The sequence below is a fragment of the Vibrio sp. DNB22_10_4 genome (genome assembly GCF_052879755.1).
In genome coordinates this window covers 11,862-35,682 of sequence record NZ_JBNNXW010000020.1, presented here as the reverse complement: position 1 = coordinate 35,682, position 23,821 = coordinate 11,862, and the positions used below count along the sequence as shown (strand labels likewise).

The window sequence follows — 23,821 nt, the reverse complement described above, 5'->3', positions numbered from 1 at the left end:
CTTTTTACTTGTTAAGTCCAATCTAGAACAGGCTTTCACCACCAGACTCATCACTAGAGTACAAGGTATCCGTTAGGCTCTCCTGTACGTACTCAGTTGGTTCAGTCCCAATCTTGAAGTATTCAAACATGGTTGAACCATCGGTCTTATTGGTGAGAAGACCCGAGTCACGGTCGATACGCACGCGAGTGATATCGTTTGGTACCTGCTTGCCGACTACATCGTGACCTTCAAGCGCCATGCCCATAAAGCCCACCCATGCAGGTTGAGCCGTTTTTGCACCTGCCTCAGCACCGGTGATTTGATCCTTACCTAAGTTCGCGTTTGCCGTTGTGCGGCCAAGCTTTCTTTGGTGGTCATCGAAACCAACCCAAGCGGTTGCGACGATACCTGGACCATAACCGTTATACCACGCGTCTTTCGAGTCGTTTGTGGTGCCCGTTTTACCGCCCACATCGCGGCGCTTAAGCTTTTGAGCGCGCCAACCAGTACCGTTCCAACCAGTGCCTTCACGCCAGTTACCACCGCCCCAAACGTTGCTGTAGAGCATTTCACGCGTTAGGAACGCGGTTTGCTCTGAAATCACTTTTGGTGCATAGCGCGGCTCGTCGGTTTCCGTTAGGTCTTCTTCGTTAAATTGCGCGATGTCCAGTGGCTCAATCTCAGAGGCATTGGTTGCTTCTTCAATGCTCGGCGCTGCGCCTTCTGTTGCTGCCTTGGCAAACTCAGGAGCTTGCATATCCGGACAGTTCTGATGACACACCACTTTCGGGTTTGCTTCAAACTCAACTTTGCCGAATGGGTCTTCCACTTTACTGATGTAGAATGGTTCTACATAGTATCCACCGTTGGCGAACACAGAGAAGCCTTGTGCCATTTGAACGGGCGTCAAACTGCCAGCACCAAGAGCAATCGTCTCAGAGCGAGGTAGCTTAGACTTATCAAAACCAAATCGAGTTAGGTAATCACGAGTCTCATCTAGACCTACTTCACGCAGTACACGAACCGCCATAACGTTCTTTGATTGCGCTAGACCGATACGCAGACGTGTTGGGCCTGTGTAAGTTGGAGGCGAGTTTTTAGGGCGCCAAGCGGTGCCTGCACTCTTATCCCACTTATTGATCGGCGCATCGTTCACAAGACTTGCCAGCGTCATATCTTTATCCAGTGCGGCAGCGTAGATAAACGGCTTAATGCTCGAACCTACTTGTCGTACCGATTGTGTTGCGCGGTTAAACTTACTGTGTACGAAGTTAAAACCACCCACCAGAGACAGCACTGCGCCGTTTTCTGGGTTGATAGCAACAAACGCCGTATTGGCATTAGGCACTTGGCTTAGACGCCACGTGATAGCCATTGGCTCAGGTACTTGGTCATCTTCCGTTTGCGCTTCTTTTTCTTCAGGAGACACATCTGGAGTGATATCGAGATCCGCGGCGCGAACCCAAATTTGTTCACCCACGGCCACGATATCGCTCGGTGCTTTTGGTGCTGCACCTTGACGATCATCGGTACGGAATTTACGTGCCCAGTTCATGTTTTCCCAGCTGATAGTTTGTTCACCATAGCTTTTTACATAAACCGTAGCGGATTTATCGGCAACTTTAGTGACCACCGCAGGACGAAGCTCACCATAGGTTGGCTGGCGACGAAGATGCTTGGCAATCTCTTCGCCAGTCATTGCGGTTTGACCTGCTTTCCACAGCACTTTTTCAGCGCCGCGGTAACCGTGTCGCTCGTCGTAGTTTAGAAGGTTTTTAATTGCCGCGATGTGACCTGCTTTTTGCAGTTTTGAGTCAATCGTGGTGGTGATTCGCATGCCTGATTCGTACGCTTCTTCACCGTAGCGGCTAACCATCCAAGCGCGAGCAATCTCTGCGACATATGGAGCGCTTAGCTCGATCTCAGCGCCATGGTATTGAGAGATAATTGGCTCCGCACGCGCTTCATCAAATTCAGCTTGAGTGATGTATTTTTCAGACAACATGCGTGAAAGCACGACATTACGACGCTGGGTCGCACGTTCAACAGAGTAGATAGGGTTCATGGTCGATGGTGCTTTAGGAAGACCGGCCAATACCGCAATCTCACTCAAAGTAAGTTCATCAAGGTTACGACCGAAGTACGCCTGTGCTGCCGCGCCAAAACCGTATGAGCGGTAGCCCAAGAAGATTTTGTTAACGTAGAGCTCCATGATTTCTTGTTTGCTAAGAAGTTGCTCGATGTGTACGGCGATGAAAATCTCTTTCACCTTACGCATGATTTTCTTCTCGTTCGACAAGAAGAAGTTACGAGCTAGCTGCTGAGTGATGGTACTTGCACCTTGCGAAGCACTACCGGACGCGATAACGGCCACGGCCGCACGGGTAATACCGATTGGGTCAAAACCAAAGTGGTCGTAATAGCGGCTATCTTCTGTCGCAATGAGAGCTTCGATAAGTTCTTGTGGGATCTCATCGTAAGATACTGGAATTCTGCGTTTTTCGCCGAATTGTGCGATCAGCTTCCCATCTTGGCTGAACACCTGCATCGGTGTTTGTAGTTGGACGTCTTTAAGAGTGGCGACATCAGGTAGCTCAGGTTTTACGTAGTAGTAAAACCCAAAAATTGTACCGACTCCAAGGAGTATGCAAATGAATGCAAGAACCAACAGTCTCTTTATGAACTTCACCGAGAATTTCCTAATTAATTGGGGTTACGAGTAGGTAATTACTTGTAGGCTAGGACAAAAATATACCTATAGGGTTAATTAACGCTTATTTGAGCGTCGATCTCAACCTTTTCACGTTGTTTATGTATTTGTTGAGGTTATTTTTCATGGCAAGAAAATGGATCACCGGGATAGATATTGGTCATCACAGTGCCAAAGCTGTTGTCTTGGTTTGTGATGGGACAGATATCTCCTTGGTTAACCATCTGGAGCTTAAAGGATGTGATGCTATTTTCTCCGATCCCCACGCCCTTAAACATCAAGATAGTGTTAAGAAACTTAAAATTCTGCGAAAGATTGCGCCGTTATTTCGTAGTAGTGCCGCTATTGTGCTGCCAGAAAGTGCAGTGATCAGCAAAGTCGTCACACTTGAGGCGGGTCTTGAAGGGCAGGAGCAGGAGCTTGCCATTGAGCAAGCGATGAATCATCAGACGCCGTACCCAATGGATGACATTGCTTTGGACTTTATTAAAGAAACCGAAGAGGACAATGTTGCGGTAGAGGCGTATCGAGTGCATGTGACCAAACAATCTATCGTCGATAGTTGGTCTCATGTGATCACTAAGCTTGGTTTTCGTCCTAAGTTGATGGACACCAACAATGGAGCACTACGCGGCGTCCAGAGCTGGGTTTGCGCTCACACACCATCGTTGGCAAATCATGCGGTGCTGGATCTTGGCTGCGTACAAGCGACACTACTTCCACCGCCGGCGCTTTCTCCAGAGTTGGCAAAATCATGGGTACTGGAACCTATCCCCGAACTACAAAATCGTGCAGAAAGTCAGTTCAAGTCGCTATCTGAAGTGGTGTTTGAGTCTGTTGCTGGGCGGGTTGCTTCTCAACTGCAATTGTATCGTTCGGTGGCCGGGAAAGAGGCTATTGATGGTGTCATTTTGATGGGAGGACACGCGCAGCAAGAGGGCGTGATCGATCGCGTCACTAAGGCCTTGTCCTGTCCAATAGCTTGCATTGATCTTCAGCGATTATCGACAAGTAAGACCAAATCGGGCCAAGCTTTGTCACCATGCTATGCCTCTGCGGTCGGGGCGGCAATTAATGGTCTCAATTGGCTAAAGAGACATTGATATGAAGATAATCAACCTATTGCCTTGGCGAGAAGCCAAGCGTAAGAAACATCAACAGCGCTTTATCGCGATGCTTGTTGCGGCGCTGCTTCTTGGTTATTCGACGTCACATCTATTAAATCTGAACCTGACAAGTGAGGTCAGTGCTCAACAACAGCGGGTTGCTTATCTGCAAGGTGAAATTGATGACTATCGACGTCAAATCCGTGCATTGTCATCGACCAAAAGTGAGCAGCAGTCTCTAGAAGCTCGCCTTGACTACGTTGATGGGCTGCAGCGGCAGCGCAATAAGACAACAGCGGTAATGAATTTGCTGCCGACTCTTATTCCTTCGCAAGTCTATGTAGACAAGATCCGTATGCAAGGTGAACAATTTAAGGTCAGCGGCATTGGGGAAAGTACCGCTTTCCTCGCTCAAATGCTGGATAGATTTGAACAATCGACGATGGTCAATAACGTAGTGCTGCACTCTATCGTTCATGATCGCGAGCGTTTTGGCAATAAATATCAAGCGTTTGAGCTGTCGTTTGCTATTGATGGTGCAGCGCTACTTGCCAATCCAGCCAATCAGCCGCAAACAGGAGTGAACTAATGTCACTCGACCTTGAACTTGATGAATTGAGCAGTTGGCCGTTGATACCACAGCTTGTCGTGGTCGGTATAGTGTTTGTGATGGCGGCGCTGGTCAGTGGATGGCTTTCGGTGAAGCCCAGCCTTGAAGACCTCGATTACTACAAACAACAAGAAACTCAACTGAAGCAAGAGCTGCAGGTTGTCGCTCGCAAGGCCGCTATGTTGCCTGTGATGTCAGCGCATCTTAGCGATCTTTCTGACCATTACGACAGGCTTTTGCGTCAATTGCCTGCTCAGCAAGAGCTAGCAAGCTTGCTCGCAGACATCAACGAGCAAGGCCTCAACAATCATCTTACCTTCACTCGTATCAATTGGGGTAAGCGTCAGCCGCAGAAGTTTTTATTAAAGCTTCCTTTAGATATCGAGCTGACCGGAAGTTATGACGATATCGGCCGTTACGCTCAGGCAATTGCTGAGCTGCCTCGCATTGTACTGATCGAAAATGCTGAATGGCAGAGAGTCAGTTTGGAAAGCAGCACTCTGCACTTTCGTGTCAATGCCACTACCTACCAGTTTATTGCGGAGGCTGAAGGTGAAAAATAGTACGCTAGCTATATTGATAACTTTAGGCTTGTTTGGTTGCAACGCCAATCAAGACTCATTGCAACAGTTTGTTTTAAATGCAGAATCGAGTTCTGAGCCGCAAAAAATGGCGGCGCGATTGATTCAGTCTTCTGAGGTAGTACGCTTCCAAGAGTCGAGCAGTCAATCGCCTTTCGGTTTGCCGAAATTGGCAACCCAGCAGAGTCCTGATCGCGGGCAGAGCTGTTGGCAACCGAAGACCAGAACCAAACAAGGATTAGAGCTCTATCGAATTAGCGAGCTACAGGTCAAAGGGATCATGAGTAAAAACGGCAAGATGACCGGCTTGGTGATGCTGCCCAATCGACGTGTAGTGAAAGTGGAAGAGGGGCATTTTCTTGGCGAGAACAACGGTCAAATCAAACAAATAACCGAAAATGCGCTGATTGTAGGCGAGACCTTGTCCGATGGATTGGGATGCTGGTACCAAAGGCAAATAAAGCTGGCATTGAAGTAATGGAGAAACACGTGCAACGTTTAGTGGTGCAGGGCATCAATTTTCTTATCTGTGGTCTTGCATTGAGCATTGGCTTGCTGGCAAGTGGCGAACTTGCGGCTAATGAAATTACCAACGTTTCATTTCAACTCAACGAGCAGCGTCAGGGGGTATTGACGGTTACTCTGTCCGAGCAGGGCAGCGCTGTTGATGTCAGTGGCAGCGACAATGGTCTGAGCATTATGCTTCGGCAAACGAAAGTGACGCCTGAGCATTTGTCTATTTATGATGTCACCGATTTTGCCACACCCGTCACCACCATCGAACTTTTTGATGAGTCGCCTGATGTGCGTTTAGTCGTGAGAACCAAACAAACGGTTGATTATCAATACGTGGTAGCTGATAACCAGCTTCGCGTTACGTTTGTTGAGCTTAGCCAAGCTCGCGCTGACGAGAAGGCATTGGAGTCGCGCAACAAAGGTCAGCTTACCTCGATCAATTTTCAAGATATGCCAGTTCGTAACGTGCTGCAGTTACTTGCTGAGTACAATGATTTTAACTTAGTTGTCTCAGATACGGTGCAAGGCAATTTGACGCTGCGTCTTGATAGTGTGCCGTGGACCGATGTACTTGATATTATTCTGCGCGTTAAAGGCCTTGATAAACGAGTCAAAGGGGATGTCGTGCTGGTGGCGCCAAAGGCAGAACTTGACCGACAGGAAAAGCTTGAGCTAGAGCGTCATCAACTGACTGAAAAAATTGGTAAGTTGGCGTCAGAAATCATCAAGATTAATTACGCCAAAGCCTCTGAAATGGCCGCCATGGTCGGTGGAAATGAGACCCTCAGCATGCTATCTGAGCGCGGCTCTGTGACGGTCGATGAGCGCACCAATTCACTATTGCTTCGCGATCTTCCTGACAATATAGAAGTTATTAAGAGCATTATTGCTGAGCTCGACATACCCGTAAAACAGGTTCAAATTGAAGCACGAGTGGTGACGATTAGAGAAGGTAACATTGAAGAACTGGGGATCCGCTGGGGAGTGAGTTCATCCAATGGCACCACGACTGTTGGCGGCTCTATTGAAAGCAATCTTGTTGCCGCAGGTAGTGGCGAAAAACTTGAGATAGATGATTTTTTGAACGTCAATTTGCCAGCGCTATCTGATAATGCATCAAGTATTGCGTTTCAAGTGGCGAGTCTTGGTACCAATACCTTGCTCGACCTTGAGCTTTCAGCACTACAAAACGAATCAAAAGCAGAAATTATCTCTAGCCCAAGGTTGATCACCACCAATAAGAAGTCGGCGTATATTGAGCAAGGGACAGAGATCCCGTATCTCAAATCTACCTCAAGTGGCGCCACTGCTGTGGAGTTTAAAAAAGCGGTGCTCTCGCTGACTGTTACGCCGCAAATTACCCCGGATAACCGGTTAATACTTGACCTCGATGTTACCCAAGATCAAGTGGGGGAAATACTGAAAACACTAGAGGGAGAAACGGTCGCCATTGACACTCAGCGTATCGGTACTCAGGTTCTAGTGAATAACGGTGAGACTGTGGTGCTTGGTGGAATTTACCAACACACCTTTTCCAATAAAATCGATAAAGTGCCACTTTTAGGTGATATTCCAGGCTTGGGCGCATTATTTCGACGAACCTATGAAAATATCGGTAAGAGTGAGCTACTAATCTTTGTGACTCCGAAGATTATTACCCCAACACCAGTACTCACAGATCTTGGTAACCCTTTGTAAAATGGTCATTAATTGAAAAGGATTAAAAATAAAGTTGCATTAAAGCCACCTTGCCTTGATAATTTCGGGTCTTATCACGACTTATCTGTGAGGAATCGGTGCCACAAGCCCTTTTTTCCGAGGTTCCTTTTCGGTCTTTTCTTGTGGCGATGTCATTGAATTAACGTTGTAAATTAATGCTGAACATGGCTGAGAAACGTAATATTTTTCTTGTTGGCCCTATGGGTGCCGGCAAAAGTACAATCGGTAGACACCTAGCTCAACAACTTCATATGGAATTTGTTGATTCTGATACTGTAATTGAAGAGCGCACTGGCGCAGACATCGCATGGGTGTTTGACGTTGAAGGTGAAGACGGTTTCCGCGCGCGCGAAGAAACCGTTATTAACGATCTAACCGAGCAGCAAGGTATTGTACTTGCTACTGGCGGTGGTTCTGTGAAGAGCAAAGACAACCGTAACCGCTTGTCGGCTCGTGGTATCGTTGTTTATCTAGAAACCACTATCGAAAAACAACTTGCTCGCACTAATCGCGACAAGAAGCGTCCATTACTTCAAACGGATAACCCACGCGAAGTACTAGAAAGCCTAGCGGACGAGCGTAATGATCTTTACAAAGAAGTGGCGGACTATGTGGTTCGTACTGACGATCAAAGTGCAAAAGTGGTAGCCAACCAAATCGTAAAAATGCTAGAAGAAGGTTAATCGAAACCTTTTTCATTAGGAGAGCAAACCATGGAACGGATTACGGTCGAGCTTGGTGAGCGCAGCTACCCAATTTCAATTGGTGCCGGGTTATTTGATGACTCGGCTCAATTTGCCCAAATTCCCGACGGAAAAACAGTCGTGGTGATCACCAACACCACTGTATCCCCTCTTTATGCTCAGGTGATTCTTAAACAGTTGGAAAGCAAAGGTTGCAAAACCTCATTGCTTGAACTGCCTGATGGTGAGCAATACAAAACTCTTGATACCTTTAACACGGTTCAAACCCATCTGCTCTCGGGCAACTACGGTCGCGATGTCGTTGTAGTCGCACTGGGTGGTGGTGTGATTGGCGATCTTGTCGGCTTTTCGGCAGCTTGCTATCAGCGCGGTGTTGATTTTGTGCAGATCCCAACCACTTTGTTATCGCAAGTGGACTCATCGGTTGGTGGTAAAACAGCGGTTAACCATGAGCTGGGTAAAAACATGATCGGTGCTTTTTATCAGCCTCAAGCGGTAATCATCGATACCAACTGTTTGCGTACGTTACCTGAGCGTGAGTTTGCAGCGGGTATGGCCGAAGTGATCAAGTATGGCATCATCTATGATGAGTCGTTCTTTGAGTGGCTAGAGGAAAACCTCGACAAACTCTATGCTCTTGACCAGCAAGCGTTAACCTATGCGATTGCGCGATGCTGTCAGATCAAAGCTGAAGTGGTTGCTCAAGATGAGAAAGAGTCGGGTATTCGTGCGTTATTGAATCTAGGTCATACATTTGGTCATGCTATCGAAGCGGAACTAGGGTATGGTAAATGGCTACATGGAGAGGCTGTGTCTTCTGGCACTGCGATGGCGGCTCATACCGCTCAACTGCTAGGTGATATCACGCCGCAGCAAGTCACTCGTATTATTGCTTTGCTAGAGCGAGCGAAACTGCCCGTACATACGCCTGAGTCAATGAGCTTTGATGATTTCATCAAGCACATGATGCGCGACAAAAAGGTGTTATCGGGTAAGTTGCGTTTGGTGTTGCCGACCTCTATCGGCAGCGCGCAAGTGGTCTCTGATGTACCAAGTGATCTGATTGAGCAAGCGATTGATTTATGTCGCAAGTAGCCAATACTTAACGATAGAGAGTTGAGGTTAGGCGACATCCGCGAATAGAATAAGAGGCTCCAGTTGGAGCCTTTTTTAGTTTGGATTGGTGGTAGAAAACCGGGATGAGTTTGTCCTATGAATTGCGAGTGCTAGAACTCGATTCACAAACCCAGTTGCTTGAAAGAATGCAGCTGTTGACGCAATTTGCTTCAAACTTTGTGGTCGTCAAAGGTGAAGCGGGAGCTGGAAAAACCTGGCTTGCTCATCGCTATCTAGAAGCGTGGTCGTATGACAAAAACCAGTCGTTAGTGACCTGCCTGCCTAACCAGGAGGATGAGGTCAATCGCGGTAATATTCTCAGGCAGCTGTTTCCACATCAAATGTACAGCACCACCGATTCACTCAATGACAGTATCGAGCGCATTTTAGATGGTGAAGCGTGTAACATCGTTATTGTGGTCGATAACGCCCACCATGCGTCTCAAGCACTATTGGCTGAACTCTGGCTGCTTTATAGCGCTGCGCTTTCCACACCTAAGCAAAACATCAGCGTGGTGTTGTTTACCGCGAGTGATTCAGTATCGACTAAGCTTGCAAGATTAAGTCATGGACTGGATATCAAGCCGGTTGAGCTGGATATTGATGAATTACCAGAGGCTGAGGCTGAGCGTTTTTTTGAGAGTTTGGTTCTACGCTATCTCGATGAAAGCGTTGAAAAAAGAATCAAAAGCGCGTTTACTAATATCAGACCGCTTCCGGGAGAAATTTTGGCGCTAGGAGAGCACAAAGTGGAAAAGAAAGTGATTATTCGTTCATTGGTGGGCTCGCCCGCGAAGATTGCCGTCACCGTTGCCGTTATTCTGTTGCTGCTGTTCTTAGGCTATCGCTGGTTACTGCAAGCTCCAAAACCGAGTGTTGCACCAGTCGAGACGGCGAGTGAACAAACCGTGATCCCGGCTTTAGAGCAGCCAGTGGATGCTGCAAGTGAAGAGCAAGCGCAAAAAGCCAATCAAGAGATGCGATCAGACTTGACCGCCACGGATGATTCCGAGGCATTGCCACCGGTGGTGACGTCAGAAACGGCTAGTGTGGGCGTCGCGGAGACTGGTGAGCGTGTCGTGATCACCTCTGATGTGGTAGATGCTTTACTAGAAGATAAGACCGACATTGCCGCGCAGCAAGCTAAAGAAATCCAGCAAGCGGTGGATAGTGCAAAAACCACGAGTAATATTCAGCCAGTGGCTATTGAGCCTCCACCAGAGGTGGTGATTGATGATGGTGTGACAGAAGCGCTTCAAACGCCTATTACATTCTCGTTTGCGAGAGACCAGCTGAATGCATTAGCCTCGAACAGCTACACGCTACAGATTGCAGCGATGACAGAGCTAGAAGATGTGCAGCTATTTTTGAACCAGCATAGTTTTGATAAGCCGGTGCGCATTTATCCGACTCTGCGTGGCGAGGAAAAGTGGTATATCGTCACTTACGATAATTACGCAACGATTCAGCAAGCGCGAGATGCGGCGGAGAAGCTCCCAGCAGAGCTACAGTCGCTTGGTCCATGGCCAAAAGCGTTGAGCCAAGTGAAGCGTGAAATTGCTCGCTGGACTGAATAAGCTTTCGAGCTAGTCGACTGTGAGCTAGTTAACGGCGACTCAGTCAACATTTACACCAAGCGCTGTTGACCTTTCTACCAGAAAGGTCAACATAACAATTTGAATTATGATATATTCCCCAGCCTTAATTTTTGGGGTGGCAGTAAATAGAGCAAGTAATGAAGAAGCAACGTGCCTTTCTTAAGTGGGCTGGTGGAAAATATGGCTTGGTTGAAGACATTCAAAAGCATTTGCCAGACGCTAGAAAACTGGTAGAACCCTTCGTTGGTGCAGGCTCTGTTTTTCTTAATACGGATTATGAGCAATACCTGCTCGCCGATATTAACCCTGATCTTATCAATCTTTACAACCTACTCAAGACGCAGCCAGAGCAATACATTGCTGAGGCGAAACGTCTATTTACCGCAGAGCACAATCGTAAAGAAGTCTATCTCGAAATTCGCGCTCAGTTTAACCAAACCGACGACATTATGTTTCGTTCGGTAGCGTTCTTGTACATGAACCGTTTTGGGTTTAACGGCTTATGTCGTTACAACAAAAAGGGTGGCTTTAACGTGCCGTTTGGCTCCTACAAAAAGCCATACTTCCCTGAGAACGAAATGGAGTTTTTTGCAGAGAAAGCGAAGAAAGCAACGTTTGTCTGCGAGGGTTACCCTGAGACATTTAAGCGCGCTCGCAAAGGCAGCGTGATTTACTGCGATCCTCCGTACGCTCCGCTTTCCAACACCGCCAATTTTACCTCTTATGCAGGTAATGGTTTTACCTTGGACGATCAGGCTGCGCTTGCCGATGTGGCTGAACATGCGGCTTTTGACCGTGGTATTCCTGTACTGATCTCTAACCACGACACCACGCTGACGCGCCGCTTGTATCATGGAGCCCAACTCAATGTGGTTAAAGTGAAGCGAACCATCAGCCGCAATGGCGCCGGTCGCAATAAAGTCGATGAATTGTTGGCATTATTTGAACCACGAGATCAATAACTCCTAGCCAAGGGCTAGGATTTACCCCCTTGCTTCGGTAGAATTGCGCGCACTGTTACTGTTATGTAAAGACTTGCTTGCAATCCATTTCACTGAGGTTAGGTATGAAAGACTTTCTTATTGCTCCATCCATTCTCTCTGCAGACTTTGCTCGTTTGGGGGAGGATGTCGAAAAAGTACTCGCTGCGGGTGCTGACGTCGTTCACTTCGATGTGATGGATAATCACTATGTGCCTAACCTAACGTTCGGTGCGCCAATCTGTAAAGCGCTGCGCGACTACGGCATCACTGCTCCAATTGATGTTCACCTAATGGTGAAACCTGTCGACAGCATCGTACCTGACTTTGCCAAAGCAGGCGCAAGCATGATCACTTTCCACGTCGAAGCGTCTGAGCACGTTGATCGCACGCTTCAGCTCATCAAAGAGCACGGCTGTCAGGCGGGTGTAGTATTAAACCCTGCAACACCGCTTTCTTGCCTTGATTACATCATGGACAAGGTCGACCTGATTCTTCTGATGTCGGTTAACCCTGGTTTTGGCGGTCAATCGTTCATCCCTTCAACGCTAGATAAGCTGCGCGAAGTTCGTAAGCGTATCGATGCGTCTGGTCGTAACATTCGCCTTGAGATTGATGGCGGTGTGAAAGTCGACAACATTCGTGAAATTGCAGAAGCGGGTGCGGACATGTTTGTTGCGGGTAGCGCTATCTTCAATCGTCCAGATTACAAAGAGGTGATTGATGAGATGCGTGCTGAACTTGCTAAAGTAGAAAGTAAGTAACGGGCAGTCATGATGAGCGCAATTAAACTGGTTGTATTCGATCTCGATGGTACGCTGCTTGATAGCGTGCCAGATTTAGCACTTGCCGCTGACCAAGCGGTTCAAGAACTTGGTTACCCAGCAGTAACCGAAGAGCAAGTTCGCGATTATGTTGGCAATGGTGCTGATATCTTGATTGGTCGCTCGCTAAGCCAGAGCATCAATGTCGATCCGAGCTTATCACCTGAGCTGCTCGCGAAAGCGCGTGTTCTATTTGATGACTTTTACAAAGCGAGTGGTCACAAACTTAGCCACCTTTATCCAGCGGTGCATCAAACGCTGGATACCTTGGTTGCCAACGGTATTACTGTCGCTCTGCTTACCAACAAACCATCAAAGTTTGTTCCAGAGCTACTAGAACAGCACAAGCTGGATAAGTACTTCAAGCACGTGTTGGGTGGTGATGCGTTTGAAAAGCGCAAGCCAGATCCTATTGCTCTGCACTGGTTGATGGAACAAGAACAAGTCTCTGCGGAGCAGGTACTGATGGTTGGCGATTCAAAGAATGACATTCTTGCGGCGCGCAACGCGGGCTGTCACGCGTTTGGTTTGACTTATGGTTACAACCATGGCGAGCCAATTGCCAATGCCAAGCCAGATTTTGTCGCTGATATTGTGTCGGATGTGCTTAAAGCAGTCGGTATCGACGCTTAACTTCCTCAATATGCCGTGAAGCCAGTGTCTTTTATCCCCTAGTTATAAAACACTGGCAAAATACTCGCCAATGAGTACACTGCTAAAACCGCGTTAAAAGAACGCGGTTTTTCATTCTCCTAAATTATCTCGTCAAGAAGTCAAAGGAATCATAATCATGAGCAAACCCATTGTATTAAGTGGTGTTCAGCCGTCAGGTGAACTAAGTATCGGTAACTACTTGGGTGCTCTACGTCAATGGCAACAAATGCAAGACGACTATGACTGCCAGTACTGCGTTGTTGACCTTCATGCCATCACGGTTCGCCAAGATCCGAAAGCGCTGCATGAAGCAACTCTAGACGCACTAGCAATCTGCCTTGCGGTTGGTGTTGATCCAAAGAAGAGCACGCTATTTGTTCAGTCACACGTACCAGAGCATGCTCAACTTGGTTGGCTTCTTAACTGTTACACCCAAATGGGTGAACTGAATCGTATGACTCAGTTTAAAGACAAATCTCAGCGTTACGCTAACGATGTTAACGTGGGTCTATACGACTACCCTGTATTGATGGCTGCGGATATTCTGCTATACGGTGCACACCAAGTGCCAGTAGGTAGTGACCAGAAGCAGCACCTAGAGCTAGCGCGTGACATCGCGACTCGCTTTAACAACATCTACAGCCCTGAATCGCCAATCTTTGAAGTACCAGAGCCGTACATTCCGACTGTGAATGCGCGCGTAATGAGCCTGCAAGATGCGACTAAGAAGATGTCTAAATCGGACGATAACCGTAAAAACGTTATCACGCTGCTAGAAGAGCCAAAGTCGATTCTTAAGAAGATTAACAAGGCGCAAACAGACACTGAGACGCCGCCGCGCATTGCTCACGATTGGGATAACAAAGCGGGTATCTCTAACCTAATGGGTCTGTACTCTGCGGCAACTGGTAAAACGTTTGAAGAGATTGAAGCGCAATACGCAGGCGTTGAAATGTACGGTCCATTTAAGAAAGATGTCGGTGAAGCACTGGTAGCCATGCTTGAGCCAATCCAATCTGAGTACCGTCGTATTCGTGAAGATCGTGCTTACATGGATGAAGTGATGCGCCAAGGTGCTGATAAGGCATCTGCTCGCGCAGCAGAGATGCTAGCGAAGGCGTACAAAGCGGTAGGTTTTGTAGCTCGCCCATAGGCGTAACTCGCTTAATTATTGATAATTAAATCATTGAATTAAAAGCCCCTTGGTTCGCCAAGGGGCTTTTTTTTTGCGTATTCACTTATCCTGTTGATTGTTTGGCACAGTTGGCAAACTTGGTACTTTAAATTTGATCGATATCTCAGTTAACTGAATGTTCATTATTCATTTGCAATAAAAATGACAACACTCGTCTCGAAAATAGCAAGCTAATATACAACAAAGTGCAATCATGGCAACGGACAAATTGCCATTCAATTCGAGGTGAATGATGACACGCACAAACAAAAAGCAGTGGTTGGCGTTAGCTGTCTCATCCGCATTAGCGGCCGGAGCAAACGCCGAAATTTTTATTTCGCAGTATGTTGAAGGTGGTGGCTTTAACAAAGCCGTTGAGATAGCGAACTCAGGTGATAGTGATGCCACTTTGACAGGTTATCAACTGGCGAAGTCACCCAATGGCAATGAATCCTGGGATTCACTCGACTTGTCGAGTTATACCATTCCAGCACATTCGGTATTGGTGTTTGCGAATTCCAAGGCCAATGAGGCAGTGCTGGCTCTAACGTCGGTTGCAACAACCCATCAAGCGCTGAACTTTAATGGCGATGACCCTATTGCTTTGTTGGATAGCAATGGTCAGGTGCTGGACATGGTTGGTGCGATGGGGGAGACCTTCGGCAAAGATAAAACCCTAGTTCGCTACCAAAATGCCTATCAGCCATCGAGTGTCTACATTGCGCAGCAATGGGCAACGTTAGCGAAAGATGATCTTACTGGGCTCGGGGAGCTTGAAGCTCTTGAGCCTCCGCAAGCCTTTCAGTGTCTAGATAATGGTAATGACCCGGAGTTTACCGCGATTCAGGCGATTCAGGGAGAGGGGAGTAGCTCGCCATACATCGATGGCTATCCTTATATCACTGACGAGCAGTTCTTTGTTCAAGGAGTGGTATCAGCGGTCAGCACGGGCATTAACCAAGGCTTCTATTTACAGGCTCTAGAAGATGACCATAACCCGCTGACATCAAATGGTTTGTATGTTTACACCCAGTCTAACCCAAGCCTTGCGGCTGGAGATGTGGTGTGTGTTCGCGGTCAGATCCAAGAGTTCTATGGTCAAACGCAGCTAAAACTCAACGAGCAAGACTGGGTTAAGCAAGCTGAGCAAGCGGCTCCTATGGCGACACAGGTTGAGGTGTTGGCATCTGATGAGAACTTTGAGCAGACCCTTGAGCGCTACGAGGGAATGTTGGTGAATCTGCCACAAGCCCTTGATATGCGCGTCAGCCGTACCTTTGGTTATGACTATTCCGCACGTCGTAATAACATGGTGCTTGCCCACGAGAGGGTGAATCTACATCCGAACCAAAGATACGCAGCTGGATCGGATGAGGCTAAGGCACAGAGTGAAGATAACTCACTACGCCGTCTATTCGTAGAGTCACCGACGCCCGCCGCCAATGGCGTGGTGCCTTACTACCCTGAGTTTGGTCGCAGTGATGTGGATCAAGATGGTAGCACTGAAGACTACATTCGTATCAACGATACCCTGTTTGATATCGAGGGTGTGATTGGCTACAGCTATGGTGACTATCGCTTGTACGTGACCAGTACCATCTCTAACGATAATTTTGTTCGCAATACGCCGCGTACCGAGCAGCCTAATCTAGCCGAGCAACCATGGAACAAGAAAGATCTGCGCGTTGCGACTTTTAATGTACTCAACTATTTCACCTCGCCATTTGGTGGGGATGAGAACCGCTTTGGAAGTAATCGCGGGGCGAGCAACCTAGGTGAGTTCGAGGTACAACAAGAGAAAATCTTACAAGCTCTGCTGCGTTTAGATGCCGACATCATTGGGTTGATGGAAATAGAGAACAACGGATTTGGCGATAACGGTGCCATCGCTCAGTTGGTGAATGAGCTGAACGCGCGAGTGGATAATCGCAAACAGCGCTATGAGTTTGTGTCTGCCGATAGTAACCAAGATGGTGTAATTGATGCGTTAGATGCTGTGGGTACCGATGCGATTACTACGGGTGTTATCTATCGCCCAAGTAAGGTAAAACTCAAACAGGTCAACGTGATAGAGATGCCGCGCCAAGTCGCTCCGGAGATTCTGGATGATGATGGCAAAGTGATTGAAGATGGTAAGAACTATCAGCGTAATACCCTTGCACCAACCTTCAAGGTGAAGGGTGGTAAAGAGAAGCTTACCGTAGCGGTGAATCACTTTAAATCAAAAGGCTCCAAATGTTGGGAAGATGCGGCACCCGAGTCTGAAGGCGGACAAGGTGGTCAAGATATCGATCAGCAAGGCTCGTGTGAGGCGTTTCGCGTAGCGGCAGCAGTGGCGTTGGGTGATGCGCTTGCTCAAATCAAGGGGCATAAGGTGGTGTTGGGTGATTTCAATGCCTACGGCAAAGAAGATCCTTTGCTAGTGCTGACAGACTACACGGCTGAGCGATATGGCAAAGTCATTCGCGCTGCTCGCAATACCTTCATTGGAGAAGATGAACAGTTTGGCGATCAGGGGGCTGTTATCGACCACAATTATGGCTTTGTCAACGTGTTAGGTGAAATGCACCCTGATGGTTGGAGCTATTCTTACAATGACGAAGTAGGCGCGCTAGACCATATCCTAATTAGTCCGAGTTTATCGAAGCGCGTGGTTGATGCGACTGAATGGCACATCAATGCAGCGGAATCGACCTTGTTTGACTATAACGATGAGTACAAAGGCGATCTGCCTAAGTATCAAGATCATTTCCGCTCGTCAGATCATGATCCTGCTGTCATTGATCTCAACATAAATGGCGGCTCAGTTGGGGTCTTTGCTTTGTCAGTGCTTGGTCTTATGGGATGGCGCCGTCGCCAGCTAAGTCGCTAACGCATTCCAATCAAATCTAAAGCTACGCGGTGGGACCTTAGGTCTCGCCGCGGTTTTCTTCCCATTTTTTCTTGCCTTTCTGCTGTCATGTTGCAAAATACCGCCTTATTTTTACAAACTCAATGTGACCGCGAGCGCTATGCTACTCATCATCGACAACTACGATTCCTTCACCTTTAACCTGTTTCAGTATTTTTCTGAATTGGGCACAGAGGTCAAAGTCGTGCGTAACGATGAAATTGATATTGCCGGTATCGAGGTTTTAAACCCTTCCCACTTGGTTATTTCCCCTGGTCCTTGTACACCCAATGAAGCAGGGATCTCGCTCGAGGTGATCAAACACTTTGCTGGCAAATTGCCACTGCTTGGTGTCTGCTTAGGTCATCAGGCGATAGCACAGGTGTTTGGTGGCGAAGTCGTGCGTGCAAGGCAGGTGATGCATGGTAAGACGTCACCGATTCGGCATACCAACCAGAGTGTGTTCACTGGACTTAATAATCCTCTTACTGTGACGCGCTATCACTCGCTTATTGTGGCTCGCGACAGTCTACCTGACTGCTTTGAAGTAACCGCCTGGACCGAGCTTGAGAATGGCGAGTTTGACGAAATCATGGGGTATCGTCACAAGAGCCTCAACATTCACGCTGTTCAATTCCACCCAGAATCCATCAAAACTGAGCAAGGGCATGAGCTTTTGCGTAACTTCCTGTTGCAGAAATAGTCGATCTAGATCACTCTTTTTTGTTTTCTTATCCCTCATAAGTTTAACTTATGGATTTGCAAATTTATTCGCTTTTACTGATGTAAAGCGAGTAAACACCTTACCTGAGCAGTTTCTTCGCCCCTTCGTCAAAAAACACTTCATTCAAATTCATTTATGATGCATAAATACTCACAAGGCGATATTGAATCCGGCGCAAAGTGCGCCTAAAAAGGTTTTTTCACTATTGCTATGGTTAAATAAATGTAAATACAATGCTGCATCTGTGGAAAGTCGATAGAAAATGTTCTGTCGACAATGGAAAGAGAAGGTTCCCCTAAAACCGTCTCGTTAAAGGCCAGTCTCTTTTCGTCCACACGCAGTAATAAGAAGGAATGTGTTATGACAACGGAAAAAGCGGTAACTCGTGAGTGGTTCGATGAGGTAATGGTGCCTTGTTATAACCCTATGGAGATGATTCCAGTTAAGGGTGAGGGTGCACGTGTTTGGGATCAGCAAGGTAACGAGTATATCGACTTTGCTGGTGGTATCGCGGTGAGCTGTTTAGGCCATTGCCACCCTGCGATGGTGAATGCTGTTACAGAGCAAGCCAACAAAATTTGGCACTTAAGTAATGTAATGACCAATGAGCCTGCACTGCGCCTTGCGAAAAAACTGACTGAAGTGAGCTTTGCTGAGCGCGTGTTCTTTGCCAACTCGGGTGCAGAAGCGAACGAAGCAGCGCTTAAGCTTGCGCGTCGCTGGGCAGCGGATGTACATGGCACTGAAAAGTCAGAAATCATCGCGTTTAACCAAGGTTTCCACGGCCGTACTTTCTTTACCGTGACAGTGGGTGGTCAAGCGGCCTACTCCGATGGTTTTGGTCCTAAGCCAGGTGACGTGACACACATTCCTTATAACGATATCGCGGCGCTCGAAGCGCAAATGTCTGAGAAAACCTGTGCGGTGATGATGGAGCCACTACAAGGTGAGGGCGGTATCGTTTCTCCGCAACCTGAATTCGTTCAAGCCGTTCGTGAGCTTTGTGATAAGTACAATGCGCTACTTATCTTTGATGAAGTACAAACAGGTAACGGCCGTACCGGTAACTTTTACGCTTACCAAGGTCTTGGTATCACGCCTGATATTCTGAGCACGGCTAAATCTCTGGGCGGCGGCTTCCCTATCGGAGCTATGCTAACCACAGAAAAACTGGCCGCTCACATGAAGGTGGGAACCCATGGTTCAACCTATGGCGGTAACCCGCTCGCGTGTGCGGTAGCAGAGGCGGTTGTTGATGTAGTTTCTCGCAAGGACGTACTAGAAGGCGTTGCTGAGCGTGAGGCTTGGTTCCGTGAAGGTCTTGAGAAAATCAACGCGAAATATGACCTATTTAGTGAAATTCGTGGCAAAGGCTTGCTACTTGGCGCTGCGCTTAACGAAGAGTGGCAAGGCCGAGCTCGTGACGTATTAGTTGCTGCAGGCCAACAAGGTTTGATGGTGCTGGTTGCCGGTGCCAACGTGGTGCGCTTCACACCATCACTGGTTATCACTCAACAAGAAGTTGAAGAAGGATTAGCTAAACTAGACAAAGCCATTGGTACGCTAGTTTAAGCAGACAGCCGATAAGTCGGCTTTTAGATACTCTCTCGGATTTGGATGTTCCGAGAGAGTTCGCGTCAGGAGGGATTATTGATGCTTGTTGTTCGTCCTATCACTATGTCTGACTACGATGCGCTACATACTTGCGCGGTAGAATCAGGCCACGGTTTTACTTCTCTTCCCGTTAATGAAGAGCTTCTGACAAACCGAATTACCCACTCTGAATACAGCTTTGCTAAGCATGATGTCACAGCGCCTACCGACGAAGGTTATTTGATGGTTGGCTTTGACACCGAAACCGGCGAAGTCGCAGGGACAACGGGTATTGAAGGTGCGATTGGTTGGGATGTTCCTTTCTACTCTTATCACATAAGTACCGTGGTGCACTCATCGCCAAAGCTGAACGTCAACAACGTGGTGAAGCTTTTGACCTTTGGCAACAATTACACTGGCTGTAGTGAAATCTGTACCTTGTTCTTGCGTCCGGAGTTTCGAGGTGGTCTGAATGGACGCCTAATGTCGAAGTGTCGCTTCTTGATGATGGCAGAGCACCCAGAGCGCTTTTCTAAAACCATCTTTGCAGAAATGCGCGGCGTGTCGGATGCAGAAGGTAACTCACCGTTTTGGCAGTGGTTACAAGAGCACTTCTTCTCGATCGATTTCACGATGGCAGATTATCTAACCGGTATCGGAAAAAAAGGCTTTATTGCCGACCTAATGCCAAAGCTACCTATTTACATCAATCTGCTGAGTAAAGAAGCGCAAGCGGTTATCGGTCAAGTGCATGAAAATACGCGTCCTGCATTAAAACTACTTGAGAAAGAAGGTTTTACTTGTCGAAACTATGTCGACATCTTCGATGCAGGTCCAACGGTTGAATGCGATCTTCGTAATATCCAAGCGGTACGAGATTCATTTCGCGCTAAGGTGTCGGTCTCTGAGCACACCAGTTCACAGGACTACCTGATTGCTAATACTTCTTTTGAGCACTTCCGTGCGACGGCGGCTAAAGCGGCGTTTGACGCCGAGTCTGGCACCGTATTGTTGTCTCCTGAGGCGGCGGATGCACTGAATGTTGCTGATGGCGACATGGTTCGTATGCTGGCTCAATAAGCGACGTTACTCGCCTCCACAAGCAATAAGATGGCCGCTCACAGCGGCCACATTTAAAAGACCAAAGGAACTTCACTATGTCTCAACAAACTCAATGGATCTCGGGCAACTGGGTAGCGGGTCTCGGTGACGCGTTTCAGTCACTGTCACCATACGACAATAATATTATCTGGGAAGGTCAATCCGCGACGCCAGAGCAAGTAGATCAGGCAGTATCTTCCGCTCGCAAGGCGTTTGTTGAGTGGAAAAAAAGACCGTTTGCGGAACGTGAGGCTATTGTGCTGGCGTTTGCCGACAAGGTTAAAGAACGTAGTGAAGAGATTGCTATTGCGATTGCCAAAGAAACGGGCAAGCCGTTATGGGAAACCCGCACTGAAGCCGGCGCGATGGCCGGTAAAATTGCCATTTCGATACGTGCTTACCATCAACGCACTGGTGAGAACCAACGCAAAGCAGCTGGAAACCAAATCGTCCTCCGTCACAGGCCACTTGGTGTTATGGCAGTGTTTGGTCCTTATAACTTTCCGGGACACTTGCCAAATGGCCATATCGTGCCAGCGCTGTTGGCAGGGAACACAGTGGTCTTTAAACCCTCAGAGCAAACTCCACTAGTCGGCGAACTTGCAATGAAAATCTGGGAGGAAGTGGGACTGCCTGCCGGTGTTATTAACCTTGTTCAAGGTGGTAAAGAGACGGGTATCGCTCTTGCTGATTCGAAAGGCATTGATGGCGTGCTGTTTACTGGTAGCGCCAACACAGGGCATATCCTGCATCGTCAATTTGCTGGTCAGCCTGGCAAGATGCTGGCGCTCGAGATGGGCGGTAACAATCCGCTTGTCGTCAGTGAAGCGTTTGGTGATGTTGATGCGGCGGTGTACACCATTTTGCAATCGGCCTACATCAGTGCTGGACAGCGTTGTACCTGCGCACGACGCCTTTATGTGCCATTTGGTGAAAAAGGTGATCAACTAGTAGAAAGCCTAGTGTCTGCTATTAATAAGATCCGTATCGATGAGCCGTTTGCACAGCCTGCGCCATTTATGGGCCCGCAGATCTCAGAGCAGGCCGCTGACCATATTATTGCAGCGCAAGCTGAGTTGGTGAAGCTAGGCGGTAAGAGCCTAGTAGAAGCAAAACGCTTGAAAGCCGCCTTCGTGACGCCAGCACTGTTAGATGCCACTGATATCGATGAGCTTCCTGATGAAGAGTACTTTGGGCCGCTGCTACAACTGGTGCGCTACGAAACTCTTGAACAAGCGGTAGAGCTGGCCAACGATACCCGATTTGGTTTGTCGGCAGGGCTTATCTCAGAGCGTGATGAGGAGTGGCAATATTTCACAGACCACATCCGAGCAGGCATTGTAAACCGCAACCGTCAGCTTACAGGAGCCAGTGGTGATGCGCCGTTTGGCGGTCCGGGCGCGTCTGGCAACCTTCGTCCAAGTGCGTTTTATGCAGCAGATTACTGCGCTTACCCTATGGCATCAATGGAGGGCGATAACACCGTTCTTCCTGCGACTTTAAGCCCTGGCATCGAACTATAAGGAGCGTGCTATGACTGTTGACGCGTTATTTGGCCACTTGTGGCAAGACTATATCACTCGCTTGTGCCCATCGGCACATAAGGTGCACGACTTGCTTAGAGAAGATGAGTCGCTTATCAATGACCATATTGCGCTGCGAACCTTTAATGTCGCGCCACTGGGTATCGACACACTAGCTAAGCCGTTTCTAGATCTTGGTTACGAGGTCAGTGGCCATTACGACTTTGAAGCCAAAAAGCTGACTGCGATACACCTAGAACATAGCGATGCTTTGCTTCCTAAGGTGTTTATCAGCGAGTTGCGAGTAGAAGAGTGCTCTCAATCGCTTCAAGATATCGTGGCTAAGTTAGTGGCACAGGTGGACAGCCCTAAGCTTTCCTCTGCTGAGTTCTTATATGGTGGCCGTTTGTGGGACTTAAGCTATCAAGACTTCCAAATGTTGGCACAAGAAAGTGAGTATGCCTCATGGCTTGCTGCTCACGGTTATGGCGCCAATCACTTCACGGTGAGCGTGAATCAGCTTGACTGCTTTGCCGAAGTAGTTGAGGTCAATCAGCACCTTCGTGATGCTGGGTTTGCGATTAATGAATCGGGCGGGGAAGTGAAAGGCTCACCAGAGGTGCTGCTAGAGCAATCCTCGACCATGGCAGACAAAGTGTCCGTGGCATTTACTGATGGTGATCAGTTGATTCCAGGTGGCTTCTATGAGTTTGCTAAACGTTACCAGCTAGCCGATGGCAGTTTTTACCAAGGTTTTGTTGCTGCATCGGCAGATAAAATCTTTGAAAGTACGCATCAGTAACGATAAACCCTACAGCGCCGTCATTCCTGCGCAGGCAGGAATCTACTAGAGGCTTGGTGCGCGCTTAAAGAAGACCCCTGCCTGCGCAGGGGTGACGACTATTCGGGGTTAGGGTGATATCTCAAGGCCCGTCATTCCTGCGCAGGGGTGACGATAAATTTGAAACAAAAAAGCCACCCGAGGGTGGCTTTTTAAATCTTGTTACGTGCTCTTAGCGAGTACCGTAAACCACGATTGTCTTACCGTGGGCAGAAATTAGGTTCTGCTCTTCTAGCATCTTAAGAATACGACCTACTGTCTCGCGAGAACAACCAACGATTTGGCCAATCTCTTGACGAGTGATCTTGATTTGCATGCCGTCTGGGTGAGTCATTGCATCAGGTTGTTTCGCTAGGTTAAGTAGCGTCTGTGCAATACGACCCGTTACGTCTAGGAATGCTAGGTCACCTACTTTTTGGCTAGTCACTTGTAGACGACTTGCCATCTGAGCAGATAAGCGCATTAGAATGTCTGGGTTAACTTGGATAAGCTGACGGAACTTCTTGAATGAGATTTCCGCAACTTCACAAGGTGATTTTGCTCGTACCCATGCCGTACGTTCTTGGTCCTCTTCGAACAAGCCAAGTTCACCGATGAAGTCACCTTGGTTTAGGTAAGACAAGATCATCTCTTTGCCTTCTTCATCTTTAATCAGTACCGCTACAGAGCCTTTGACGATGTAGTAAAGCGTTTCTGCTTTCTCGCCCGCATGAATAAGCGTGCTCTTTGATGGGTACTTGTGAATGTGGCAGTGTGAAAGGAACCACTCTAACGTTGGGTCGGTTTGAGGTTTACCTAGAACCATATATCTTACTTCCTCTGCAGGGTATGCTTGCTGCTTTCCATATTTGTTAGCAAGCCCGTTGGTTAAGACC

The 23,821-nt window shown here is 47.9% G+C and carries 20 protein-coding genes; 18 read left to right on the top strand and 2 right to left on the bottom strand.

The genetic code is table 11. From position 1 onward, the window contains the following. Positions 1 to 22 precede the first annotated feature (22 nt). Positions 23 to 2,671, bottom strand: coding sequence for a penicillin-binding protein 1A (locus ACVA6Q_RS23080; RefSeq protein ID WP_446649049.1), 2,649 nt, complete (start codon positions 2,669 to 2,671; stop codon positions 23 to 25). Between the two features lie 146 nt (positions 2,672 to 2,817). Between ACVA6Q_RS23080 and pilM the strand changes: the two genes are divergently transcribed. From pilM to ACVA6Q_RS22990, 18 genes are all read left to right on the top strand, one after another. Next, positions 2,818 to 3,795, top strand: coding sequence for a pilus assembly protein PilM (pilM, locus tag ACVA6Q_RS23075; protein ID WP_446649048.1), 978 nt, complete (start codon positions 2,818 to 2,820; stop codon positions 3,793 to 3,795). Position 3,796: 1 nt separating this feature from the next. Further along, entirely contained in the window at positions 3,797 to 4,387 is a 591-nt protein-coding gene (locus ACVA6Q_RS23070; RefSeq protein ID WP_446649047.1) for a PilN domain-containing protein, read from the top strand. After that, positions 4,387 to 4,971, top strand: coding sequence for a type 4a pilus biogenesis protein PilO (locus ACVA6Q_RS23065; RefSeq protein WP_353497716.1), 585 nt, complete (start codon positions 4,387 to 4,389; stop codon positions 4,969 to 4,971). Before ACVA6Q_RS23070 ends, ACVA6Q_RS23065 begins: the two co-directional genes overlap by 1 nt. Next, complete coding sequence (locus tag ACVA6Q_RS23060; RefSeq protein ID WP_446649046.1) at positions 4,961 to 5,467, top strand: pilus assembly protein PilP; 507 nt, start codon at positions 4,961 to 4,963, stop codon at positions 5,465 to 5,467. The genes ACVA6Q_RS23065 and ACVA6Q_RS23060 overlap by 11 nt, the downstream gene beginning before the upstream one ends. Next, positions 5,467 to 7,203, top strand: a complete 1,737-nt coding sequence (locus ACVA6Q_RS23055; protein ID WP_446649063.1) for a type IV pilus secretin PilQ — start codon at positions 5,467 to 5,469, stop codon at positions 7,201 to 7,203. The genes ACVA6Q_RS23060 and ACVA6Q_RS23055 overlap by 1 nt, the downstream gene beginning before the upstream one ends. Before the next feature lie 185 nt (positions 7,204 to 7,388). Beyond that, positions 7,389 to 7,907: a shikimate kinase AroK gene (gene aroK, locus ACVA6Q_RS23050; RefSeq protein WP_353497718.1), complete on the top strand. Its 519-nt coding sequence runs from the start codon at positions 7,389 to 7,391 to the stop codon at positions 7,905 to 7,907. Between the two features lie 30 nt (positions 7,908 to 7,937). Then, positions 7,938 to 9,023 (top strand): 3-dehydroquinate synthase, encoded by a 1,086-nt coding sequence (aroB, locus tag ACVA6Q_RS23045; RefSeq protein ID WP_446649045.1) that lies wholly within the window; start codon positions 7,938 to 7,940, stop codon positions 9,021 to 9,023. A 104-nt stretch (positions 9,024 to 9,127) separates the two neighbouring features. After that, the gene (locus ACVA6Q_RS23040; RefSeq protein WP_446649044.1) at positions 9,128 to 10,621 is read left to right on the top strand and encodes an AAA family ATPase; all 1,494 of its coding nucleotides are present in this window, start codon (positions 9,128 to 9,130) and stop codon (positions 10,619 to 10,621) included. A 158-nt stretch (positions 10,622 to 10,779) separates the two neighbouring features. After that, positions 10,780 to 11,604, top strand: a complete 825-nt coding sequence (locus tag ACVA6Q_RS23035; RefSeq protein WP_446649043.1) for a Dam family site-specific DNA-(adenine-N6)-methyltransferase — start codon at positions 10,780 to 10,782, stop codon at positions 11,602 to 11,604. Positions 11,605 to 11,708: 104 nt separating this feature from the next. Then, positions 11,709 to 12,386 (top strand): ribulose-phosphate 3-epimerase, encoded by a 678-nt coding sequence (gene rpe, locus ACVA6Q_RS23030; RefSeq protein WP_252012666.1) that lies wholly within the window; start codon positions 11,709 to 11,711, stop codon positions 12,384 to 12,386. A gap of 12 nt (positions 12,387 to 12,398) precedes the next feature. After that, a complete protein-coding gene (locus ACVA6Q_RS23025; RefSeq protein ID WP_446649062.1) occupies positions 12,399 to 13,079 on the top strand; it encodes a phosphoglycolate phosphatase in 681 nt (226 codons plus the stop codon). Positions 13,080 to 13,236: 157 nt separating this feature from the next. Then, complete coding sequence (gene trpS, locus ACVA6Q_RS23020) at positions 13,237 to 14,253, top strand: tryptophan--tRNA ligase (RefSeq protein WP_353497722.1); 1,017 nt, start codon at positions 13,237 to 13,239, stop codon at positions 14,251 to 14,253. Positions 14,254 to 14,527: 274 nt separating this feature from the next. Next, a complete protein-coding gene (locus ACVA6Q_RS23015) occupies positions 14,528 to 17,146 on the top strand; it encodes an ExeM/NucH family extracellular endonuclease (RefSeq protein WP_446649061.1) in 2,619 nt (872 codons plus the stop codon). A 139-nt stretch (positions 17,147 to 17,285) separates the two neighbouring features. Next, positions 17,286 to 17,867 (top strand): aminodeoxychorismate/anthranilate synthase component II, encoded by a 582-nt coding sequence (locus ACVA6Q_RS23010; protein WP_446649042.1) that lies wholly within the window; start codon positions 17,286 to 17,288, stop codon positions 17,865 to 17,867. A 381-nt stretch (positions 17,868 to 18,248) separates the two neighbouring features. Next, complete coding sequence (locus tag ACVA6Q_RS23005) at positions 18,249 to 19,460, top strand: aspartate aminotransferase family protein (RefSeq protein WP_353497725.1); 1,212 nt, start codon at positions 18,249 to 18,251, stop codon at positions 19,458 to 19,460. A gap of 81 nt (positions 19,461 to 19,541) precedes the next feature. Then, on the top strand, positions 19,542 to 20,561 hold the full coding sequence (astA, locus tag ACVA6Q_RS23000; protein WP_353497726.1) for an arginine N-succinyltransferase: 1,020 nt from the start codon (positions 19,542 to 19,544) through the stop codon (positions 20,559 to 20,561). Between the two features lie 77 nt (positions 20,562 to 20,638). Next, on the top strand, positions 20,639 to 22,105 hold the full coding sequence (astD, locus tag ACVA6Q_RS22995; protein WP_446649041.1) for a succinylglutamate-semialdehyde dehydrogenase: 1,467 nt from the start codon (positions 20,639 to 20,641) through the stop codon (positions 22,103 to 22,105). Between the two features lie 10 nt (positions 22,106 to 22,115). Further along, positions 22,116 to 22,907: a 2-oxoadipate dioxygenase/decarboxylase family protein gene (locus tag ACVA6Q_RS22990; RefSeq protein ID WP_446649040.1), complete on the top strand. Its 792-nt coding sequence runs from the start codon at positions 22,116 to 22,118 to the stop codon at positions 22,905 to 22,907. Between the two features lie 211 nt (positions 22,908 to 23,118). Here ACVA6Q_RS22990 and crp read toward each other — a convergent pair whose 3' ends face one another. Next, on the bottom strand, positions 23,119 to 23,751 hold the full coding sequence (gene crp, locus ACVA6Q_RS22985; protein WP_004410522.1) for a cAMP-activated global transcriptional regulator CRP: 633 nt from the start codon (positions 23,749 to 23,751) through the stop codon (positions 23,119 to 23,121). Positions 23,752 to 23,821: the final 70 nt, after the last annotated feature.

Coding starts and splice junctions, on each gene's coding strand:
- ACVA6Q_RS23070 (WP_446649047.1), top strand. CDS start 3,797: ATGAAGATAATCAACCTATTGCCTTGGCGAGAAGCCAAGCGTAAGAAA.
- pilM (WP_446649048.1), top strand. CDS start 2,818: ATGGCAAGAAAATGGATCACCGGGATAGATATTGGTCATCACAGTGCC.
- aroB (WP_446649045.1), top strand. CDS start 7,938: ATGGAACGGATTACGGTCGAGCTTGGTGAGCGCAGCTACCCAATTTCA.
- astA (WP_353497726.1), top strand. CDS start 19,542: ATGCTTGTTGTTCGTCCTATCACTATGTCTGACTACGATGCGCTACAT.
- rpe (WP_252012666.1), top strand. CDS start 11,709: ATGAAAGACTTTCTTATTGCTCCATCCATTCTCTCTGCAGACTTTGCT.
- astD (WP_446649041.1), top strand. CDS start 20,639: ATGTCTCAACAAACTCAATGGATCTCGGGCAACTGGGTAGCGGGTCTC.
- ACVA6Q_RS23015 (WP_446649061.1), top strand. CDS start 14,528: ATGACACGCACAAACAAAAAGCAGTGGTTGGCGTTAGCTGTCTCATCC.
- ACVA6Q_RS23005 (WP_353497725.1), top strand. CDS start 18,249: ATGACAACGGAAAAAGCGGTAACTCGTGAGTGGTTCGATGAGGTAATG.
- crp (WP_004410522.1), bottom strand. CDS start 23,751: ATGGTTCTAGGTAAACCTCAAACCGACCCAACGTTAGAGTGGTTCCTT.
- ACVA6Q_RS22990 (WP_446649040.1), top strand. CDS start 22,116: ATGACTGTTGACGCGTTATTTGGCCACTTGTGGCAAGACTATATCACT.
- ACVA6Q_RS23040 (WP_446649044.1), top strand. CDS start 9,128: ATGAGTTTGTCCTATGAATTGCGAGTGCTAGAACTCGATTCACAAACC.
- ACVA6Q_RS23010 (WP_446649042.1), top strand. CDS start 17,286: ATGCTACTCATCATCGACAACTACGATTCCTTCACCTTTAACCTGTTT.
- ACVA6Q_RS23065 (WP_353497716.1), top strand. CDS start 4,387: ATGTCACTCGACCTTGAACTTGATGAATTGAGCAGTTGGCCGTTGATA.
- ACVA6Q_RS23035 (WP_446649043.1), top strand. CDS start 10,780: ATGAAGAAGCAACGTGCCTTTCTTAAGTGGGCTGGTGGAAAATATGGC.
- trpS (WP_353497722.1), top strand. CDS start 13,237: ATGAGCAAACCCATTGTATTAAGTGGTGTTCAGCCGTCAGGTGAACTA.
- ACVA6Q_RS23025 (WP_446649062.1), top strand. CDS start 12,399: ATGAGCGCAATTAAACTGGTTGTATTCGATCTCGATGGTACGCTGCTT.
- aroK (WP_353497718.1), top strand. CDS start 7,389: ATGGCTGAGAAACGTAATATTTTTCTTGTTGGCCCTATGGGTGCCGGC.
- ACVA6Q_RS23055 (WP_446649063.1), top strand. CDS start 5,467: ATGGAGAAACACGTGCAACGTTTAGTGGTGCAGGGCATCAATTTTCTT.